Annotated in this window: 15 protein-coding genes; 13 read left to right on the top strand and 2 right to left on the bottom strand. The window is 40.0% G+C overall.

All coding sequences use genetic code 11. From position 1 onward, the window contains the following. The first annotated feature begins 25 nt into the window (after window positions 1-25). The 4 genes from QZU45_RS00500 to trpS are packed head-to-tail and all read left to right on the top strand — an operon-like array spanning window position 26 to window position 4,276. A complete protein-coding gene (locus QZU45_RS00500) occupies window positions 26-1,888 on the top strand; it encodes an AAA family ATPase (protein ID WP_295350274.1) in 1,863 nt (620 codons plus the stop codon). Between the two features lie 2 nt (window positions 1,889-1,890). Then, window positions 1,891-2,562 (top strand): ribulose-phosphate 3-epimerase, encoded by a 672-nt coding sequence (gene rpe, locus QZU45_RS00505; protein ID WP_295350277.1) that lies wholly within the window; start codon window positions 1,891-1,893, stop codon window positions 2,560-2,562. Between the two features lie 4 nt (window positions 2,563-2,566). After that, the gene (locus QZU45_RS00510) at window positions 2,567-3,259 is read left to right on the top strand and encodes an HAD-IA family hydrolase (protein ID WP_295350280.1); all 693 of its coding nucleotides are present in this window, start codon (window positions 2,567-2,569) and stop codon (window positions 3,257-3,259) included. 12 nt (window positions 3,260-3,271) lie between these two features. Beyond that, window positions 3,272-4,276: a tryptophan--tRNA ligase gene (trpS, locus tag QZU45_RS00515; RefSeq protein ID WP_295350283.1), complete on the top strand. Its 1,005-nt coding sequence runs from the start codon at window positions 3,272-3,274 to the stop codon at window positions 4,274-4,276. 118 nt (window positions 4,277-4,394) lie between these two features. Here the strand turns inward: trpS and QZU45_RS00520 are convergent, their stop codons facing one another. Then, on the bottom strand, window positions 4,395-5,735 hold the full coding sequence (locus QZU45_RS00520; protein WP_295350286.1) for a dihydroorotase: 1,341 nt from the start codon (window positions 5,733-5,735) through the stop codon (window positions 4,395-4,397). A 52-nt stretch (window positions 5,736-5,787) separates the two neighbouring features. Between QZU45_RS00520 and QZU45_RS00525 the strand changes: the two genes are divergently transcribed. From QZU45_RS00525 to QZU45_RS00560, 8 genes are all read left to right on the top strand, one after another. Further along, complete coding sequence (locus QZU45_RS00525; RefSeq protein WP_074838824.1) at window positions 5,788-6,435, top strand: NUDIX domain-containing protein; 648 nt, start codon at window positions 5,788-5,790, stop codon at window positions 6,433-6,435. A 226-nt stretch (window positions 6,436-6,661) separates the two neighbouring features. Next, window positions 6,662-7,486, top strand: a complete 825-nt coding sequence (gene cpdA / locus QZU45_RS00530) for a 3',5'-cyclic-AMP phosphodiesterase (protein ID WP_295350291.1) — start codon at window positions 6,662-6,664, stop codon at window positions 7,484-7,486. Then, entirely contained in the window at window positions 7,486-8,073 is a 588-nt protein-coding gene (locus QZU45_RS00535) for a YqiA/YcfP family alpha/beta fold hydrolase (RefSeq protein WP_295350294.1), read from the top strand. The genes cpdA and QZU45_RS00535 overlap by 1 nt, the downstream gene beginning before the upstream one ends. A gap of 110 nt (window positions 8,074-8,183) precedes the next feature. Beyond that, window positions 8,184-8,864, top strand: coding sequence for a response regulator transcription factor (locus QZU45_RS00540; protein WP_295350297.1), 681 nt, complete (start codon window positions 8,184-8,186; stop codon window positions 8,862-8,864). Next, window positions 8,840-10,270: a HAMP domain-containing sensor histidine kinase gene (locus QZU45_RS00545; RefSeq protein ID WP_295350300.1), complete on the top strand. Its 1,431-nt coding sequence runs from the start codon at window positions 8,840-8,842 to the stop codon at window positions 10,268-10,270. Before QZU45_RS00540 ends, QZU45_RS00545 begins: the two co-directional genes overlap by 25 nt. Window positions 10,271-10,549: 279 nt before the next feature. After that, a complete protein-coding gene (parE, locus tag QZU45_RS00550; protein ID WP_295350303.1) occupies window positions 10,550-12,466 on the top strand; it encodes a DNA topoisomerase IV subunit B in 1,917 nt (638 codons plus the stop codon). A 9-nt stretch (window positions 12,467-12,475) separates the two neighbouring features. Next, window positions 12,476-13,603, top strand: a complete 1,128-nt coding sequence (gene flhB / locus QZU45_RS00555) for a flagellar biosynthesis protein FlhB (RefSeq protein ID WP_295350306.1) — start codon at window positions 12,476-12,478, stop codon at window positions 13,601-13,603. 241 nt (window positions 13,604-13,844) lie between these two features. After that, entirely contained in the window at window positions 13,845-16,409 is a 2,565-nt protein-coding gene (locus tag QZU45_RS00560; protein ID WP_295350309.1) for a glycogen/starch/alpha-glucan phosphorylase, read from the top strand. A 126-nt stretch (window positions 16,410-16,535) separates the two neighbouring features. Here QZU45_RS00560 and QZU45_RS00565 read toward each other — a convergent pair whose 3' ends face one another. Then, window positions 16,536-17,150: an HAD-IA family hydrolase gene (locus QZU45_RS00565; protein WP_295350312.1), complete on the bottom strand. Its 615-nt coding sequence runs from the start codon at window positions 17,148-17,150 to the stop codon at window positions 16,536-16,538. Window positions 17,151-17,337: 187 nt separating this feature from the next. Here QZU45_RS00565 and QZU45_RS00570 point away from each other — a divergent pair, with 187 nt between their 5' ends. Continuing rightward, the gene (locus tag QZU45_RS00570; protein WP_295350315.1) at window positions 17,338-17,967 is read left to right on the top strand and encodes a TetR family transcriptional regulator; all 630 of its coding nucleotides are present in this window, start codon (window positions 17,338-17,340) and stop codon (window positions 17,965-17,967) included. Window positions 17,968-18,045: the final 78 nt, after the last annotated feature.

The raw sequence follows: 18,045 nt of genomic DNA on the forward strand, positions 1-18,045 counted from the left end.
ATTTGGTCTTGCTATTGGGGATTCGATGAAATATAAGAATTTTTCAACCGCTAAGTCTTTATTGGACTGCGTTAAGCATCTGCAGTCTGATTTGGAATACGGTGAAAAGATTATTTTTCTGACAGGTAATTCCGGAAGTGGCAGAACCAGTGTCTGTGAACATATTGTTAACGCACTGGATGAGAGTTTTTCGACAGTATTCATTCCCTGTCAGAGGGAGATGTCTATAGAACGTCTCAGACAGCTTTTCCTTCAGCAGGCGGCTCCTGCTGATAAATGGGACGAGACAATTCCTCTATATCAGAGTTTTAAATCCTTATCTATTCCTGTAAGACAGAAACTGTTGGTGGTCATTGATAATATCGACGATGTAATCACATCTTTTTCTGATGAGGTTTTTGAACTCTTTTCTCAGTTTTTAGGTCAAAATCGATTTTCTTTTTTGATCACGTCTCATCCTTTGTGGGCTCAGGCTAAGATCTCTTCTTCATTAAATGATAAGCTAGAAGTTAAAGAGTACGAGATTCCAAAAATCCCGATGCAGGAAGCTTTGGATATCAGCAGACAGCTGTTTTCACATGCTGGGCTTGAGAAAGTATATAACGTCATTTTACCTAAATTACCTAATGCGCTGGAATCCTGCGATGGTAATCTGGGAAGAATCATCAAACTAACGGAGACTTTTATGGCAGATCCTATTGAAGTAGAGAAAGATCAGCAAAAACAGAATGCTGATAAGAATGTTTCTGAAGTGAAAAAACACAACAGTACCGGTATTTTTATTGCAATTGTCTGTGTTGTAATTGTTCTGGCCTGCCTGATTCCTGTATTTTTAGGTACCAACGTTGTAGATAAAATCCTAGGAAGAACTCCTCCTGAAGAACCTTCTAAACAGCAGGTTGAGGTTTCAACTTCCATAGCTGATCCTGCACAGGCCAATAAACTTACTTTCGGAGATGAAGATAAGAAAGATCAGAGTGTTAGTGATGATCCTTTAGCTGTATCCGCAGGTTCAATCGGTGACATTAAGGCTAATGGTCCAAAAGGTTCTGAAAAGGAAGCTGTCAAGGATGAAGGCGGTCTTCTTCCTAAGATAGACGGTGGTGTTGAGGCAGAGGAAGTTAAGTCTACCACAAAGAATTCTGTAACACTTCAGGGTGAAGCTCTTGAGGCTATCGAAGGCAAGGGGGCTGATGCAAAATCAGACAATCCCAGGCGAGGATTGGCAGGATCTATAGATAAAAAGGAAAAAGAAAAGTCAGAGAAGGAAACAGCCGTTTCCAAATCTGACGAGATCTCTGCCAATAAGGAAGAAGCTCCTTTAGTTGTTTTACACAGAGAAAACAGTATCCTTTACAAGGATAAAATCCAGAAAGAGGATGAGGCAATTGCTCTAAAGCGTAAGGCTGATGAGGAAGCTGCAGCAAAACTGGCTGAGGCTCAGGCGCAGGCCAAAAGGGACTTAGCGGCTAAAGAGAAGGCAAAACAGAAAGCAGAGGCTAATTCTTCTGAAGTTAAGGAAACAGCTCAGACTCAGAAAAAGGCCGAACCTGCAAAAGCCTCAAAAACACCAGTTAGAAGAAGTTCAAAGGCATATGCCGGAGAGAATTCTGAAATTGATTCTATGAACTCAAATCATTATACTCTTCAGGTGTTAGCCGGAACTGATAAATCCGCTCTGCAGAGAGCTGCCTCATATGTTGACGGCAAGTACTGGATTTATTCTACAGTCCGTAACGGAAGACCTTGGCATGTTCTTATTACAGGTGATTATGCCTCACCTCGTGCAGCTATTGATGCGAGCAGAAGTCTGCCTGCTTCTATAAGAAATGCAGGACCGTTTGCCAAGACTTTCGATAAAGTTAAATCAGAAATGAGATTGCAGTAATCGTGAAAGAAAAGAATTTTTTGATAGCAGGTTCTATCCTGTCAGCAGATCTTTTAAATCTTGAAAGAGATGTAAAGGAAGCTTTAGATGTAGGTGTTGATGTAATTCATTTTGATGTAATGGATTATCACTTTGTTCCAAATATGACATTTGGTCCAGCTTTTCTCAAAGCAATGAGAAAGAAGTTTCCTGATGCTGTATTTGATGTTCACCTGATGGTAACACCTGTAACAGAAAATATTGTTGATGATTACGCAAAGGCTGGCGCCAGCTGGATTTCCTTTCATCCTGAAGCCTGTGTCCACACTGAGCGAATGTTGACTCATATTCAGGAAATGGGAATTAAGGCTGGTATTGCATTAAATCCTTCAACCCCGCCACAGATGCTTCGTTATCTGTGGGATAAGCTTGATTTTGTGCTTGTAATGACCGTTAATCCTGGTTTTGGCGGACAGTCTACAATTCCGGCTACTCTGACCAAGGTTACTGATATTAAGGCAATGGCTAAGGCTGAGAACAGAGATATCCTAATTGAGGTAGATGGCGGAGTTAAGTCTTCCAACATCAAGGAGATTTCCTCATTCGGTGCCGAAGTCTTTGTTGTCGGTTCTGCATTCTTTGGCACATCCGATAAGAAAGCAGCCTTATCCTCATTACACAGTGCATTAGCTTAATAAAATGTCAAAGTTAAAGTCTCTCCCAGAGGCACTTCTTTTTGACCTTGACGGCACTCTAGCAGACACAATTGTACAGCTTGCAAAAGCTGCGAGTGCGAGTGCCGTTGCTTTAGGTCTGACTCCTCCACCACAGAAAACTATTCAGGAATACGTCGGAAACGGTGTTAATATGCTGCTTGCCAGAGTTCTTGCCGGCAGATTTGATGTTACTCTTGATGATGTTGATAAAGATCTTCTTTTGAAGGCCAGAGCTGTATTTAATCAGGTGTATTCAGAGGGGCTGAAAACAGACTTCATGGTTTACGATGGAGTTGTTGATGGACTTAAATATTTTAAGGAAAGGGGAATAAAACTTGTGGTTGTTACCAATAAACCTCAAATTTTTGCCGATCCTTTGTTAAAATGCATGGGCATTTATGATTATTTTGATTTTGTTTTAGGCGGAGAAGTTCTAAAACAGAGAAAGCCTGATCCTGCACCATTACAGTATTGTCTTGATAAAATAGGCGTTCCCAACGATAGGGCAGTGATGATTGGTGATTCAGATAATGATATCATAGCAGGCCTGAATGCAAAGATTTGTACTGTCTTTTTTACTTATGGCTATAACCGAGCAAATATACAAGAGCTTGACATAGACTATAAATTTGATAGTTTTACACAACTAATTGAACTAATAAAATCATTTAAATAAAGGTAAAGAAAAATGTCTAAACCAATTATCTTCAGTGGTATCCAGCCATCTGGTGAATTATCAGTAGGTAACTACATTGGTTCTTTACGCAACTGGGTTAAACTGCAGGATGATTATGACTGCATATATTGCGTAGTTAACGAGCACGCAATTACTGTTAGACAGGATCCAAAAGAGCTTCTGAGCCGCTCTTACGATACACTTGCGATTTTCCTTGCTGCTGGAATTGATCCTAATAAAAGCACTATTTTCCTTCAGTCTCATGTTCCAGCCCACTGCCAGTTATCATGGGTTTTAAACTGCTATACTCAGGTTGGCGAGCTGAACAGAATGACTCAGTATAAGGACAAGTCAAAGCGCTATGCTGACAATGTTACAGCTGGTCTTTTTGATTATCCTGTACTAATGGCCGCGGATATTCTTTTATATCAGGCAAATCTTGTTCCTGTTGGTGATGATCAGAAGCAGCACATCGAGATTACAAGAGATATTGCAACCCGTTTCAACAATCTTTACGGTGATACTTTCGTTCTTCCTGAGGGCTATTTCCCTAAGACAGGCGCAAGAGTTATGTCTTTACAGGAACCAACCAAGAAGATGTCTAAATCTGATGATAATCAGAATAACGTTGTAAGAATTCTTGAAGAGCCTAAGTCCATCATCAAGAAACTTAAGAAAGCTGTAACTGACTCAGATAATCCTCCTGTTATCAAGTATGACTGGGAAAACAAGCCTGGTGTATCTAACTTGCTGGAGATTCTGTCTGCATGTAACGGCAAGAGTATTGATGAGCTTGTAGAGCAGTACAAAGATTCAATGTATGGAACCTTTAAGTGTGATGTTGGTGATGCTCTTGTTGCAATGCTAGAGCCAATCCAGACCAAATACAAAGAAATCAGAGCTGATCAGGGCTATCTCGATGAGGTTCTTAAGAACGGTGCTGTAAAGGCACGTGAGAGAGCTCAGAAAACTCTTGATGATGTCTACAAGAAAGTCGGCTTTGCTCTAGAAGTCTAATTCTTTATAATATCCTTCTCTCTCGTAGAGAGGAGGATATATTATAAATTAAGCTGGTAATCTGTTCCTCTATTCACAACTAGCTAGAGGAGCCTTTTTTTGAACAAATATGTTCAAACTACCTATCAAAGGTTAGTGCCTCTCCGGATGTTTCATCAACAATTTTCCCATTTTCAACAACATGATTGCCATTTACTATTGTATGAACAACTGTTGCAGGGAAAGTGTGTTCTGTAAATGGTGACCATTTGCAGGAAGATGCAATCTCATCTTCTTTTACCTTATGATTTAACAGTGGATTGATGATTGCTAAATCTGCGTAATATCCTTCCTCAATTCTTCCTCTGTTTTCTATATGGAATCTTTCTGCCACGTTTTGTGCAGTTACCTTTGCAATTGTTTCAAGTGTTATTTCCTTTCTCTTCCATAATTCAAGAAGACTTAAACATGAATACTGGACAGATGGCAGTCCTGATGCACACTTAAAGTAGGTTCCCTGTTTTGCTTGAATTTCATGTGGAGCATGGTCGGTTCCTACAGTTGTAAGCGTTCCGTTTTCTATAGCATTGACGATGGCTTGTCTATCCTTTTCTGTTTTTACCGCAGGATTACATTTTAGGAATGCATTCTTCTGAAGATAATCTGATTCTGAGAAGAATAAGTGAGGTATACATGCTTCTCCGGAAATCTGTCTGGTTTTGACGTTACCGAACTTAAGCTGTTCTAGCATTGCTATTTCCTCTTTTGTGGAAATATGCATAATATGAATTCGAGCTCCTGTCTGCATCGCTAGCTGTATGGCCAGGGTTGATGACGCTATACAGCAGTCTCTGCTTCTGATTAAAGGATGCATTGAGAAAGGAACATTATCCGAGTAGCTTTCCCTGGCTTTTTTCTCGTTTTTCAGAATCGTTGCTGTATCTTCGCAGTGAAGAGCGATAATGGTTCTTGCAGATTCAAAAATCCCATAAAGGTTTTCGGCGTTATCAACGAGAAGGTTTCCTGTTGAAGAGCCCATAAATACTTTAATACCTGCAATTTCTTTTATAGGCGCTTTCTTTATTTCTTCAAGATTGTTATCTGTTGCTCCAAGATAAAATCCATAGTTTGCAAGAGAATTCTTTTTTGCGATATCTTTTTTCTGGTTGATTAGATCTATGGTAGTAGTTGCCGGATTGTTGTTTGGCATATCAAGGTAGGAAGTAACTCCTCCTAAAACTGCAGCTCTGGATTCAGAAAAGATAGAGGCCTTCTGAGTCATTCCCGGTTCACGGAAGTGAACATGATCATCAATCAGTCCTGGAAGAACAATATATTCATGACATTCAATAAGTTTTGCCTGAGCATCAGAAATATCGTTATCGATTTTTGTTATTAATTGTCCTTCAATAAGCAGATCTTTGCGTATAATACGCTCTGGGGTAACCAGCAGAGCATTTTTTAATAACAGTTTTGACATAGAAACTCCGAAATTTTTTCAATATTTTACAAGATAAAGAGACTCTTAAGAAATGAGTGAAAGTGATAATTTATTTGCACCTAGATTCAGCATCAAGGATGTAACAATTCATAAGAAAGAACGTGTCTACAAGCAGTTTTTTGCCATGGACAGATATGAGGTTTCATATAAGCAGTTTTCAGGTGGAGAAACCAAGGTTCTGGTAAGAGAGATTTTTGAACGAGATGCAGATGCTGTTGCTGTTTTGGTTTGGGACGAGAAAACCGATGAGGTGGCATTGATTGAACAGTTCCGTCCTGGGGCTCTTAAGGATGCTCAGAGTCCTTGGCTGATTGAGATAGTTGCAGGTATTATTGATAAAGGTGAGAGCTGCGAACAGACCGCAATCAGAGAGGTTAAGGAAGAAATCGGCATTGATCTGAAACCTGAGGATTTATGCTTTATTACTTCAGAGTATCCTTCACCTGGCGGAATATCTGAAATGGTTACCTTATATGTTGCAAAGGCTGATTTATCAAATCTTGGTAACCACGGCGGGCTTGAAACAGAATCTGAGGATATACGCGTGTTTAAAGCTAAGCTTGATGATGCTTACGAGAACGTAATGAATGGTCGTATTCATAATTCTGTCGCAATTATCGCAATTATGAACCTGAAGTGGGAAAAGGCGAAAATTGTAAAACGTTTGCACAATAAATAAAAAGTAAGTCACATTTTTTATATCGAGGGTTTAAAAATCTTATGATTTCCTATAGAATTGCGTAACTTTTTGGACTAGCTAAGTTAAAAATATATGAGATAGTCCAAGATACTTTTGTAAAAAAGTACCATATTTGTAAAAATGAGCTAGCGATTACGTTATAAAGGTTCATTTTTGATTACAATAACAGATACGGTACTACTATAGAAACATAAGGTTAATAAGAATGGCCCCTCGGTATTTAACTCCAATGACAGGCGATGGTACAGTCAGAGTGCTGCAGATCTCTGATTGTCATTTGTTTGCTGATCCTGAAAAAGATCTTTTGGGAGTTAACACTTCTGAGAGTTTCAAGGCTACGATTCAGGCAATTAAAGAGCAGAATTTTGAATACGACTTTATTGCCTTTACAGGTGATATAAGTCAGGACTATTCTGCAACTTCATATCAGCATTTTGCTTCTATTATTTCTGTTCTCAATAAACCTGTATTCTTCCTTCCTGGCAACCATGATGATGGTCCTCTGATGTACAGAATATTTGAGGATCTTGGGGTTAACATCGCAAAGAATGTTATTACTCCTAAATGGCAGTTTGTATTCCTTAATTCAGAGGTCTATGCTGTGCCTCACGGCTGGATTGAGAGAAAGCAGCTGGATTACGCGGGATTCTGTTCTCAGCGAAACCCTGAACAGTTTATGGCAGTACTGGTTCATCACATGCCTCAGTTGGTTCATTCAGCCTGGCTTGATACCCAGACTATGCATAATCGTGACGAATTCAATGCCTACATGCGACGGCTTCCTAGATTAAAGCTTGTGCTTACAGGGCATGTCCATCAGGAATTTGACATGTATGATCACGATATTCGTTATATTGCATCGCCATCTACATCTATTCAGTTTACTCCACTGTCTAGTGATTTCTCTCTGGATAATCTTGCACCTGGCTGGAGATATCTGACCTTCTATCCTGATGGAAATATCGATACTAAGGTATATAGACTTCAGAACAACATCTTTGTTCCAAATCACGATGTTGAGGGATACTGATGAAAATCATTTATATTCATGGTTTTCTTTCCAGTTCAAATGCACAAAAAGCTCAGATTTTAAGGCGAGAACTGAAGAAAATCAAAGAAATAGATTTTCAGTCTGTAGACTATCCGGATGATCTTGAATATAGCGTAGACTATCTTTGTAAAACAATAGAAAGCGAAATTGAAAAAGGTGAAAGACCATGCCTTATTGGCAGTTCTCTTGGAGGTTTCCTATCTATAATTCTCTCTGTTCGTTATGATCTGAAAATTGCTCTTATTAATCCCTGTCTTTATCCATCATCATGGATTAAGAAAATGGGATATATCGGTAAGAGTCTTACCAATTTAGATACAGGTGAGTCTTTTGTTGTACGACCTGAAGCTGTTGACTATGTTGAGTCGCTTGAAAAAGAGCTTCTACGATACAGAAAGGATAAGACTATGGTCCTGCTTCAGTCCGGAGATGAAGTTTTAGACTACAGATATGCTTTGAATTTCTTTAAAGATATACCTGTAGATGTGGAGAGCGGTGGTTCTCATCGTTATGATAATTTTGAAAGCAAGATTGATAATATTCTGAAATTCTTCGAAAAAAAATAAATAATAATCCTTTTTGAATCAATATCCCCTCTGTTTTCTAATCTTCTTGCTAAATTTATCCTAAGTTTGTTGTAACATAATAAAAAAGTTAAATAAGATGTGAGACGATTATGCGTATTTTAGTTGTTGAAGACGATCCTCTGATTTCAAATGCTCTTGAGAACAGTCTTAAGTCAAGTGCTTATGCTGTTGACTGTGTTTCTGATGGTAATCTGGCTCTGTATGCTCCTAAGGATATAAATTATGACTGTATCCTTCTTGATCTTGGCTTACCAGGAATGGATGGTGTTCAGCTATTAAAAACATGGCGCTCAGAAAATATATTTACTCCTGTGATCATTATTACAGCACGAGATGGTCTTGATGACCGCATTCAGGGCTTGGATGTAGGTGCTGATGATTATGTGGTTAAACCTTTCGATCTGACAGAGCTTCTTGCTCGTATCAGAGCTGTAACCAGAAGAAGTGCAAATTCAAATGATGTTGTTTCTTTCACCAATGGTACTTTAACTTTGGATCCTGTAACTCATGAGGTTATGGTTAAGGATGAGAGGGGAGTTGTAAGTCACTGTCCTCTGACATCGCGAGAATACTCTCTTCTTGAGGCACTGCTTCGCCGTCCTGGAGCTGTATTGTCCAGAGAGACACTTGAAGACAAGATCTATGCATTTGGTGAAGAAGTTGAATCAAATGCTATCGAATTTATTATTCACAACCTGCGCAAAAAGGTTGGCTCTGCAAACATTAAAAATGTCAGAGGTGTAGGTTGGAAGGTAATAAAAGGAAACTAATAAGGTCTCTTCGCTTAAAGTTATGCGTTGCTCTGACTGGTATTGGTATCATCTACACTGGCTTTAGCTGTTATCGTTCTTACAATAAAACCAAGATTGAGGCTGCCGCTTTTATTGATGAGGAGCTTGCCCAGATTGCAGGTGTAATCGTCAATTACGATGTTATTCTGCCTAAATCCTGGGAAGGTCCATCTTTCAGAAGAAGACTTTTTCGTGATATGCACGGTAATCTACTGTTTCCTCATCACGGAGCTCCTTCATCTCTTCTTCCTATGCCTTCACTGAATGATCTGTTTGACAAGCATCAGGAAATTATGGTCGCTCCGCTATTTGCTAAGCCAGGAGAGACTTTCTATTTTCCTTCTATGATTGAGGATGGAATCTATACTGTCCTAATCAAGGATAAACGAGTAAGAGCTTATGTCTCCACTAATAAGGCAGGCATCCGTTTTGTTGTTGCCCGTTCTTATGATCTTTTAGACGAGGTCGTTAATCAGGCTCTGCTTCATTCTTTGAGTGAATTCCTTCTGCTTTTGATTATTTACGTTCCTAGTACGGTTTTTCTGGTTAATGTTATTTTCAGACCAGTCAAAAAGGTTGCTTCTGAACTAGATGCTAGAAAGCACAATGACCTTTCGCCTATCAGAGCTACCAAGCTGCCATCAGAACTTGATATTTTTATTGAGTCTATTAATCGTCTGTTTACCAAGACCTCTGGCGTGATGCAGAATGAACGACGCTTTATTGCAGATGCCGCTCATGAGCTTAGAACTCCGTTAACTGCAATTTCTCTTCAGGCTCAGGCTATTCATGAAGGAGATTTGCCTCCTGAAGAAGCTGAAAAAATGAGACAGCTTAAACAGGCCATTGCAAGACAGAGAACACTTACCAATAATCTGCTTGAGTACGCTCGTTCTCAGTGTGGACATGTGCTGAAACTTCAGAATTTCTCCATAAAGGATATTTTTATTGAAGTTATTGATGAAATTGGATTTATAGCGGACAGAAAGAATATTGATTTAGGCCTTGAAGGAGACTGCGATATTCTGGTTTACACCGATAGAACTAATGTAAAGACCATTGTCACTAACCTGGTTTCCAATGCTTTAAAGTATACTCCAGATGGCGGACGCTGCGACCTTTCATGCGAGGAAAGTGCGGATAAGAAGGTTGTTTCAATTTATGTTGATGATACTGGTCCTGGCCTGCTTCAAAAAGATCTTGAGCTGGTATTCAATGCTTTCTATCGTGTGGGGGGAGATTCAGCCAAGGTGGAAGGTACAGGTTTGGGGCTTTCCATTGTTAAATCAGCCTGTGATGAAATCAATGGCAGAATTGAACTTTCTAACCGAAAAAAGGGTGGGTTAAGAGCTGCTGTAACTATCCCCAAGCGTAATTTTGTCTAAGAGATAACATCATTTTCTAGTCTTAAAAAAAAGCTAACTGTTGATATCTCTTTCTGTTTCCTTTCTTTCTGTGGTTTTTAGATCTAATCTTTTGGCATTTTTTCTAAAACAAGTTCCTGCTGCTTTTGTTTAAAAATCAGTAATTACCTTCGTAGAAATATTCTGTCTTTCGGCACAATAAACCATCCTTAACAATTCCTCTAATGTGCTTTTGTCAATGCTTTTTGCTAAAATTAAGAGGAATATTAATTTGCAAAGATTCACATACTTTAGATTTATATGACAGAAAACGTAAAAGATTATACTGGCGCTTCCATTGAGGTATTAAAAGGTCTAGAACCGGTTCGCAGAAGACCAGGCATGTACACTGATACTCAGAATCCAAACCATCTGGGTATGGAAGTTATTGATAACAGTGTGGATGAGGCTGTTGCCGGCTTTGCTTCCGAAATCAATGTTACCCTGTATGAGGATGAGTCTCTGGAGGTGGAGGATAACGGAAGAGGCATGCCTGTTGATCTTCATCCAATCGAAAAAATACCTGCAATTGAACTTATTCTTACAAAGCTTCATGCTGGAGGAAAGTTTAATTCTGACAGCTATAAGTTTTCTGGCGGTCTGCATGGTGTTGGTGTATCTGTTGTAAATGCACTATCCAAAAAACTTTCTGCTACTGTAAAACGTGACGGTAATATTTACCGCATTGTTTATGAGTACGGAAAAAAGACAGAGGAACTTCAGGTAATCGGCACCTGCGGAAAAAAGAATACCGGTACAACTGTGCATTTCTGGCCGGATGAGCCTTATTTTGACGATATCAGATTTAATGTTCAGACTTTAAAACATCTGTTAAAGGCCAAGGCAGTCCTGTGCGAAGGTCTGACCATTAACTTCATTGACAAGATTCGTAACACCACCGATCAGTGGACTTACAACGGCAATCTTCAGACATACCTTACCAATCAGGTTCAGGGCAGAGTAATTGAGCCACAGCCTCCATTTTTTGGAGTTGTTAAAAATGAAGATGAAGAACTGGAATGGGCTGTAGGCTGGGAAATGGAAGGTCGAGGAACTCACTGTATTGGAGAGTCTTTTGTAAACCTGATCCCAACGGTAGATGGCGGTACTCATGTCAATGGCTTCAGAAGTGGTCTTACCACTGCCATTAGAGAGTTCTGCGAGCTTCATAATCTGATTCCTCGCGGAATCAAGATTACAGCTGATGATGTCTGGTCCAGATGCAGCTATGTTATTTCCCTTAAAATGAGAGATCCTCAGTTTGCAGGACAGACAAAGGAAAAGCTTTCATCTCGTCATATAGCTGCTTTGGTTGATGGTATTATTTCAGACAGATTTTCTCTATGGCTTAACGCCAATGTTGAAAAGGCGACTGTTATAGCCAATCTGATAATTGAATCTGCAAGAGAGCGAGAGAACTCAGCCAAGATTGTTGAGCGAAAGAAAACTACTCGTGGACCTGCTCTTCCAGGAAAACTTGTGGATTGTACTTCAACCGATCCTTCAAGAGGAGAACTCTTTATTGTAGAGGGTGACTCTGCAGGTGGATCTGCAAGACAGGCTAGAGATTCAAGCTGTCAGGCGATCCTTCCTCTGCGAGGCAAAATTCTTAATACGTGGGAGAAGTCTTCAGCAGAGGCTCTGGCTTCAGAAGAAATCAGAGCGATATCTATTGCCATTGGAGTCGAGCCTGATGCAGATTCTCTTGACGGGCTTCGCTATAACAAGATCTGTATTCTTGCTGATGCTGATTCCGACGGTCTTCATATCGGTACTCTCTTGTGCGGCCTTTTTGTTAAGCACTTCACTCAGCTTGTTCGTGAAGGTCACGTTTTTGTGGCCTGTCCTCCTCTGTTCAGAATCGATTCTGGAAAAATCAAGGAATATGCCCTGGATGAAGATGAGCTCGAGGTAAAACAGAATCAGCTTTTAAGAAAAGGCATCAAAAAAGAGAATATCAAGATTCAGCGATTCAAGGGATTAGGTGAGATGAATCCTGAGCAGTTAAGAGAAACAACTCTTGCTCCTGAATCTCGTCGTCTGATGCAGCTTACTCTCACAACTGAGGCTGACGAAGGCACCTTTGCTCTAATGGATATGTTGCTGTCCAGCAAACGCGCAGCCGATCGACGTCAGTGGATTGAAAATAATGGCGACAAGGCTGAATTGCTAGACTAAACTTAAGGTATGGCAGATAACGACGACAAGACAGAACAACCGACTGGCAAAAAGATAAGTGATGCCAGACGCAAAGGACAGGTTCCTCGCTCAAAGGAAGCTGCGACTTTTATTGTTCTTCTTGCCGGTGTGCTTTCTTTATGGGGCTTCTCCTCAATGCTGGGTCGTGCAATCCAGCAGATCATGCATAACAGCTTTACTCTGACACGAGATCAGATCTTTTCGGTAGATGAAATTCGTCGTCTGTTTGTTGCCAATGTTACTGAAGTAGGTCTTCCAATTCTTTGTATATCTGTAATTCTTTTTATCTGCGGGATATACGGAAATACTTTTATTGGCGGATATAATTTTTCCCACGAAGCCTATCAGCCTAAGTTTGATAAGCTTAACCCTGTAAACGGAATCGGCAGAATCTTTTCTTTAAATTCAATTATTGAGCTTTTAAAAGGTGTCCTTAAGGTCGCTTTTATTGGATCTTTCTGTTATTTCGCGCTTTCTGGCCGAATAAGTGAGGTTTTAACCTTATCCTATCTGGATCCTATCGGCGCTATTAAGCGTGCAATGATTCTGCTTCTGCAGTTTATGATTATTGTGGTCTGTGCCATGCTGCCGATTGTGCTTATAGATGTCCCATATCAGAAATGGCATTATCTCAAGCAGCTTAGAATGACTAAACAGGAAGTAAAGGACGAGTATAAGAACACTGAAGGTAATCCTCAGGTTAAGGGTAAAATTAAGCAGTTACAGTTCCAGATGGCAGCACGTCGTATGATGGCAAAAGTGCCTCAGGCTGATGTGGTGGTAACTAACCCTACTCATTATGCGGTTGCTCTTTCCTATGATCCTAATGGAACCACTGCACCTCTTGTGGTGGCAAAAGGTATAGATGAAATAGCAGAAAAAATAAAAGAGATAGCACGCGAAACAAATGTGCCTGTTATTCCAATTCCTCCTTTGGCGCGTTCTCTTTACTACACTACAGACCTTGATAATGAAATACCAAGAGGCCTTTTCAAGGCCGTGGCTCAGGTCCTAGCTTGGGTAATGGGAATGAAGGCTTTTAAGGAAGGAAAGTCTCAGCAGAGACCTCGTAATCTGGACATGAATCCTGAAATTCCTGACGAGCTCCGTTTCTAAAAGGCAATTTCTATAACCACTCTTTCTATTCGTCTTGTCTATAAACGGTTTTCCTTCCACAAAGATATTATGTCCAATTTCAAATTTTCACTATTAATAGGGGACAATTATTTGAAAGTTAGGAGGTTGGTCAAGAAAAAAACTAAATTTTGGTTTAATATTGTGTAGTACTTTGAGTATGAACAGGTTTTTTCGCTTTGTTATAATCAAATACACCAAAGGAGTTAAAGAGGAATTTTTTATGGCAACTTCTTCCAAAAAACAAACATCAAAAACCACTGTTAAAGCAAAAGCTCCTGTAAAAGCTGCTGCTAAGACAACTACCTCAGCACCAAAAGCAGCTAAGGCAACTTCAACTGTAGACAAGGCTCAGGTAAAAGCATTTAAAGATCAGATTGAAAAACATCTTCGTACCACTATCGGTACCTCACCTGTAAAAGCAAGTAAACTAGCCTGGTGGCAGGCTCTTGTTGCAACTGTTAATGAGGATATTTTCGGTAGACTGACTGATACTCAGCAGACTCATGCAAAGAACGATACTCGTGCAGTGCATTATTTATCAGCAGAATTCTTAATGGGAAGATTAACCATCAATAATCTTACCAATCTTGAAAAATTCGATGTTGCTCGTGAAGCATTGAAGGAATTTGGATTAGATATCAATGAGATTTGCGAGGAAGAGCCTGATATGGCTCTGGGTAACGGTGGTCTTGGTCGTCTGGCTGCCTGTTTTATGGATTCACTTGCAACCTGCAACTATCCTTGTGTAGGTTACGGTATTCATTATGAAAACGGTTTATTCAGACAGGAAATCCGTGCTGGTAAACAGGTTGAACGTCCAGATTCATGGAGAGAGTATGGCTGTCCTTGGGAAGCCTGCCGTCCTGAGTCTGTACAGAATATTCCACTTGGCGGATATGTTGAGAAACAGACTGCTCCTGATGGTTCACAGTGTTCTGTTTGGCATCCATCAAGCATGATCAAAGGTGTGCCTTGGGATATTCCTGTTGTAGGTTACAGAGGTTCATCTGTTGCAATTCTGCGTCTATGGGAATCTCGCTCAACCGAGCAGTTCAACTGGGACGTTTTCAATGCCGGTGGTTATGTTGATGCTCAGACAGAAAAGTCACTTGCTGAAACTATTTCTAAGGTTCTTTATCCAAATGACTCAACCGAGGCTGGTAAGGAATTACGCTTAACTCAGCAGTACTTCTTCTGTGCATGTTCTCTTCGCGATATTCTTCGTAGATATAAGAGATCACATCATAATGATTTCAGTGAGTTTGCTGCAAAGATCGCTATTCAGCTGAATGATACTCACCCAACAATTGCTATTCCTGAACTGATGAGACTTCTGATTGATGAGGAAGGCTTAACTTATGATCAGGCATGGGATATTACCTCAAAATCATTCAATTACACCAACCACACTCTGCTTCCAGAAGCATTAGAGAAGTGGCCTGTTTATATTTTCGAGAAACTGTTACCTCGTCATCTTGAACTGATTTACGAGATCAACTTCCGTTTCTTAAATGGTCCAGTAGAAGCCAAGTGGCCGGGCAATAACGAAATGAAGTCCAAGCTTTCCATCATCGAAGAAGGCGAGGTTAGAAAGGTTCGCATGGCTAATCTGTGCGTAATTACTTCAGAGCATGTTAACGGTGTTGCCAAGATTCACTCTAAGCTGGTTAAAGAGGATCTGTTCCCTGACTATGCTCAGCTATGGCCAAACAAGTTCTGCAACGTAACAAACGGTGTAACTCCACGTCGCTGGATGCTTTCTTGCAACAGAGGTCTTGCAGAGTTATACAATGATGTTGCAGGTAAGGATTGGCCTTTAGATCTTGATAAGTGTGAAGCATTAAAGAAATATGCTGACAAGAAGGAATATCAGGATCGCTTCATGAAGATCAAGCATGAGAATAAGGTAGCTCTTGCTAAGACCATCAAGGAGCTGTGCGGTGTTGAGGTTGACCCTAATGCACTGTTTGACGTTCAGGTTAAGAGACTTCATGAGTACAAGCGTCAGCACCTGAATCTTCTGTACATTATGTCTCTGTACAAGAGTCTTCTTGAAGATCCAGATCAGGATATCGTTCCTCAGGTATTTATCTTCGGTGCTAAGGCTGCTCCTGCTTATACTCTTGCCAAGGACATTATTTTCGCAATCAATGCTGTTGGTGAAAAGATCAACAATGATTTGCGTATCAAGGGCAAGCTGAAGGTTGTATTCATTCCTAACTACAGAGTAAGTCTTGCAGAGAAGATTATTCCTGCTGCAGATATTTCCGAGCAGATTTCAACTGCCGGTTACGAAGCTTCAGGTACTTCAAACATGAAATTCTCTATGAATGGAGCTCTAACCTTAGGTACCATGGATGGTGCAAACATTGAGATTGTTGAGCAGGCAGGTATCGAGAATAACTTCATCTTCGGTCTGAGTGTTGAAGAAGTTCAGGAATTGAAGCCTCGTTACAATCCTTGGGATTACTACAACGCAGATCATGATCTGAAGGCTGTAGTTGACTGGCTGGATTCTGACTTCTTTACTCCAGGTCAGCCAGGAGCATTATCCTCAATCAAGACTTCTCTTCTGAACAATGGTGATCCATTCCTGGTACTGGCAGACTTTGCTTCTTACAAGGAAGCTCATCAGAGAGCACAGAAACTGTTCAAGGATAAGGCTAAGTGGGCCAAGGCTGCAATGATAAACTCTGCAACCATGGGTATCTTCAGCTCAGACAGATCAATTAAGGATTACGCTAATAACATCTGGACTCTAAAGAGCCAGCTGATTAAGAAATAATCCCGTTGTTCTGATACAAAAATTCCCTCGTCGTTAGTATGCCTCCGTTATCAATCTAGTGATCAATAACAGGGGGATACTTCGTGAGGGAATTTTTTTTTGTGGCTCTAAATCTTATGAGCTGTTTTAGCTTCGGTCTATTTCGTAGAAATCTACAAAACAGCCATCCCTGACTTCAACGCAGTCGAATCCTCCGTTAACTGCAGCCTGAAGACCTAATCCTCCATCCTCAAAGACACAGCATTCCTCTGGAGAAAGATTCATTTTCTGTGCTGCCAGAAGAAAAGTATCTGGATTTGGTTTATGTGCAGTTACATCATCCGAAGTAACAATTACATCTATGTAATCCATCATATTTTTGGCTTCAAGTAGACAGTTTACATTGACGGTTCTTGATCCTGTGCCGATGGCAATCTTAACGTTGTCCTCACGTCTTTCCTTTAGGAATTCAAAGACGTCATCATAAACTCTGATCTTAGGAATGTTCTCAAGGTAAATCTCGATTTTTCTGTCTACATATGATTTTAGATCTCCAACAGGAAATCCCTGATTCTTATAGAACCTTGCGATATCGTAGCTAGATGCTCCTCCCATTCTGAATACATCTGCAATGTCTATATCAAAGCCGTGTTCATTTGCTACCTGCTTCCATGACTGTGCATGGTAGGGCATAGAATCAATAAGTGTGCCGTCAAGGTCAAAGATCAGACCTTTATATGTTTTTAGTTTGCTGAATTTCATATGCGTCTAATTGTATGGTTTGATTCGTTAAAAATTTATCACTGTATTTTACAATGAACTGCACTGTATTAGCGATTTTCTTGTATGTAGATGTGGCTCGTAAGTGCATTGTATAATACAATTTATTCAATTAAATATAGAAAAAAATTGTGACAGCCTCTGCGTCTGTCCTTAAGGTGAAACTGTTATGTCTAGAAAATCACAGGAAGAATCCCAGGAAACCAGAAAGAATATTCTAGAATGCGCTAAGAGACTTTTCTCCAAGAGAGGTTATGAGAGGACAAGCCTGTCTGATATTGCCAAGTATTCAGGTGTATCCAGAGGGGCTATTTACTGGCATTTTGAAAGTAAGGAAGACCTTCTTGTAAATCTTGTTGAATACGTTGATGTCAATACAGAGGGAGTACGTTATTTTTTTGAGAGTGCGTCTCCTTCAGAACAGGATCCTCTTTCAAAGCTAAAGGCCTTTGTTTTATGTATTTTTTCTGAAGAGCTCAGTGAATTCTTCAATTCAAGTTTTGTAAATATGCTGATAGGTATTTCTAACGGTTTTTCTGGTAATGAGGTTGCAAGAGCTAAACTTGCCGAGCTGGATAAGCAGAGAATGGATCTGCTGTCAAAAATCATTATGAACTGTGTGGCAAAAGGTCAACTGCCAAAAAATCTGAATATAAGAGCAGCGACAGAACATCTTGCTGTATTTATGTCAGGTATATTCTTTCAGACACGTATGAAGAACACAGAAGCTCTAAAAAAATATTATTCACAGATTGTGGACATGGAAATAGAACAGCTAAAGTTGCTCGTTCAGTCTTGATTTCAATCCTTAAAAAACAAAAACACCGTGTCTTTAAACACGGTGTTAAATGTTTATTTTATATCTTTTCGATGAATG

The sequence above is a fragment of the uncultured Succinivibrio sp. genome, assembly GCF_902756765.1.
Taxonomy (GTDB): domain Bacteria; phylum Pseudomonadota; class Gammaproteobacteria; order Enterobacterales; family Succinivibrionaceae; genus Succinivibrio.

Excerpts from the sequence above, each read along its gene's own strand:
- trpS (WP_295350283.1), top strand. The coding sequence starts at position 3,272 with ATGTCTAAACCAATTATCTTCAGTGGTATCCAGCCATCTGGTGAATTA.
- QZU45_RS00540 (WP_295350297.1), top strand. The coding sequence starts at position 8,184 with ATGCGTATTTTAGTTGTTGAAGACGATCCTCTGATTTCAAATGCTCTT.
- QZU45_RS00535 (WP_295350294.1), top strand. The coding sequence starts at position 7,486 with ATGAAAATCATTTATATTCATGGTTTTCTTTCCAGTTCAAATGCACAA.
- QZU45_RS00565 (WP_295350312.1), bottom strand. The coding sequence starts at position 17,150 with ATGAAATTCAGCAAACTAAAAACATATAAAGGTCTGATCTTTGACCTT.
- QZU45_RS00560 (WP_295350309.1), top strand. The coding sequence starts at position 13,845 with ATGGCAACTTCTTCCAAAAAACAAACATCAAAAACCACTGTTAAAGCA.
- flhB (WP_295350306.1), top strand. The coding sequence starts at position 12,476 with ATGGCAGATAACGACGACAAGACAGAACAACCGACTGGCAAAAAGATA.
- QZU45_RS00500 (WP_295350274.1), top strand. The coding sequence starts at position 26 with ATGAAATATAAGAATTTTTCAACCGCTAAGTCTTTATTGGACTGCGTT.
- QZU45_RS00525 (WP_074838824.1), top strand. The coding sequence starts at position 5,788 with ATGAGTGAAAGTGATAATTTATTTGCACCTAGATTCAGCATCAAGGAT.
- parE (WP_295350303.1), top strand. The coding sequence starts at position 10,550 with ATGACAGAAAACGTAAAAGATTATACTGGCGCTTCCATTGAGGTATTA.
- QZU45_RS00570 (WP_295350315.1), top strand. The coding sequence starts at position 17,338 with ATGTCTAGAAAATCACAGGAAGAATCCCAGGAAACCAGAAAGAATATT.
- QZU45_RS00510 (WP_295350280.1), top strand. The coding sequence starts at position 2,567 with ATGTCAAAGTTAAAGTCTCTCCCAGAGGCACTTCTTTTTGACCTTGAC.
- cpdA (WP_295350291.1), top strand. The coding sequence starts at position 6,662 with ATGGCCCCTCGGTATTTAACTCCAATGACAGGCGATGGTACAGTCAGA.
- QZU45_RS00520 (WP_295350286.1), bottom strand. The coding sequence starts at position 5,735 with ATGTCAAAACTGTTATTAAAAAATGCTCTGCTGGTTACCCCAGAGCGT.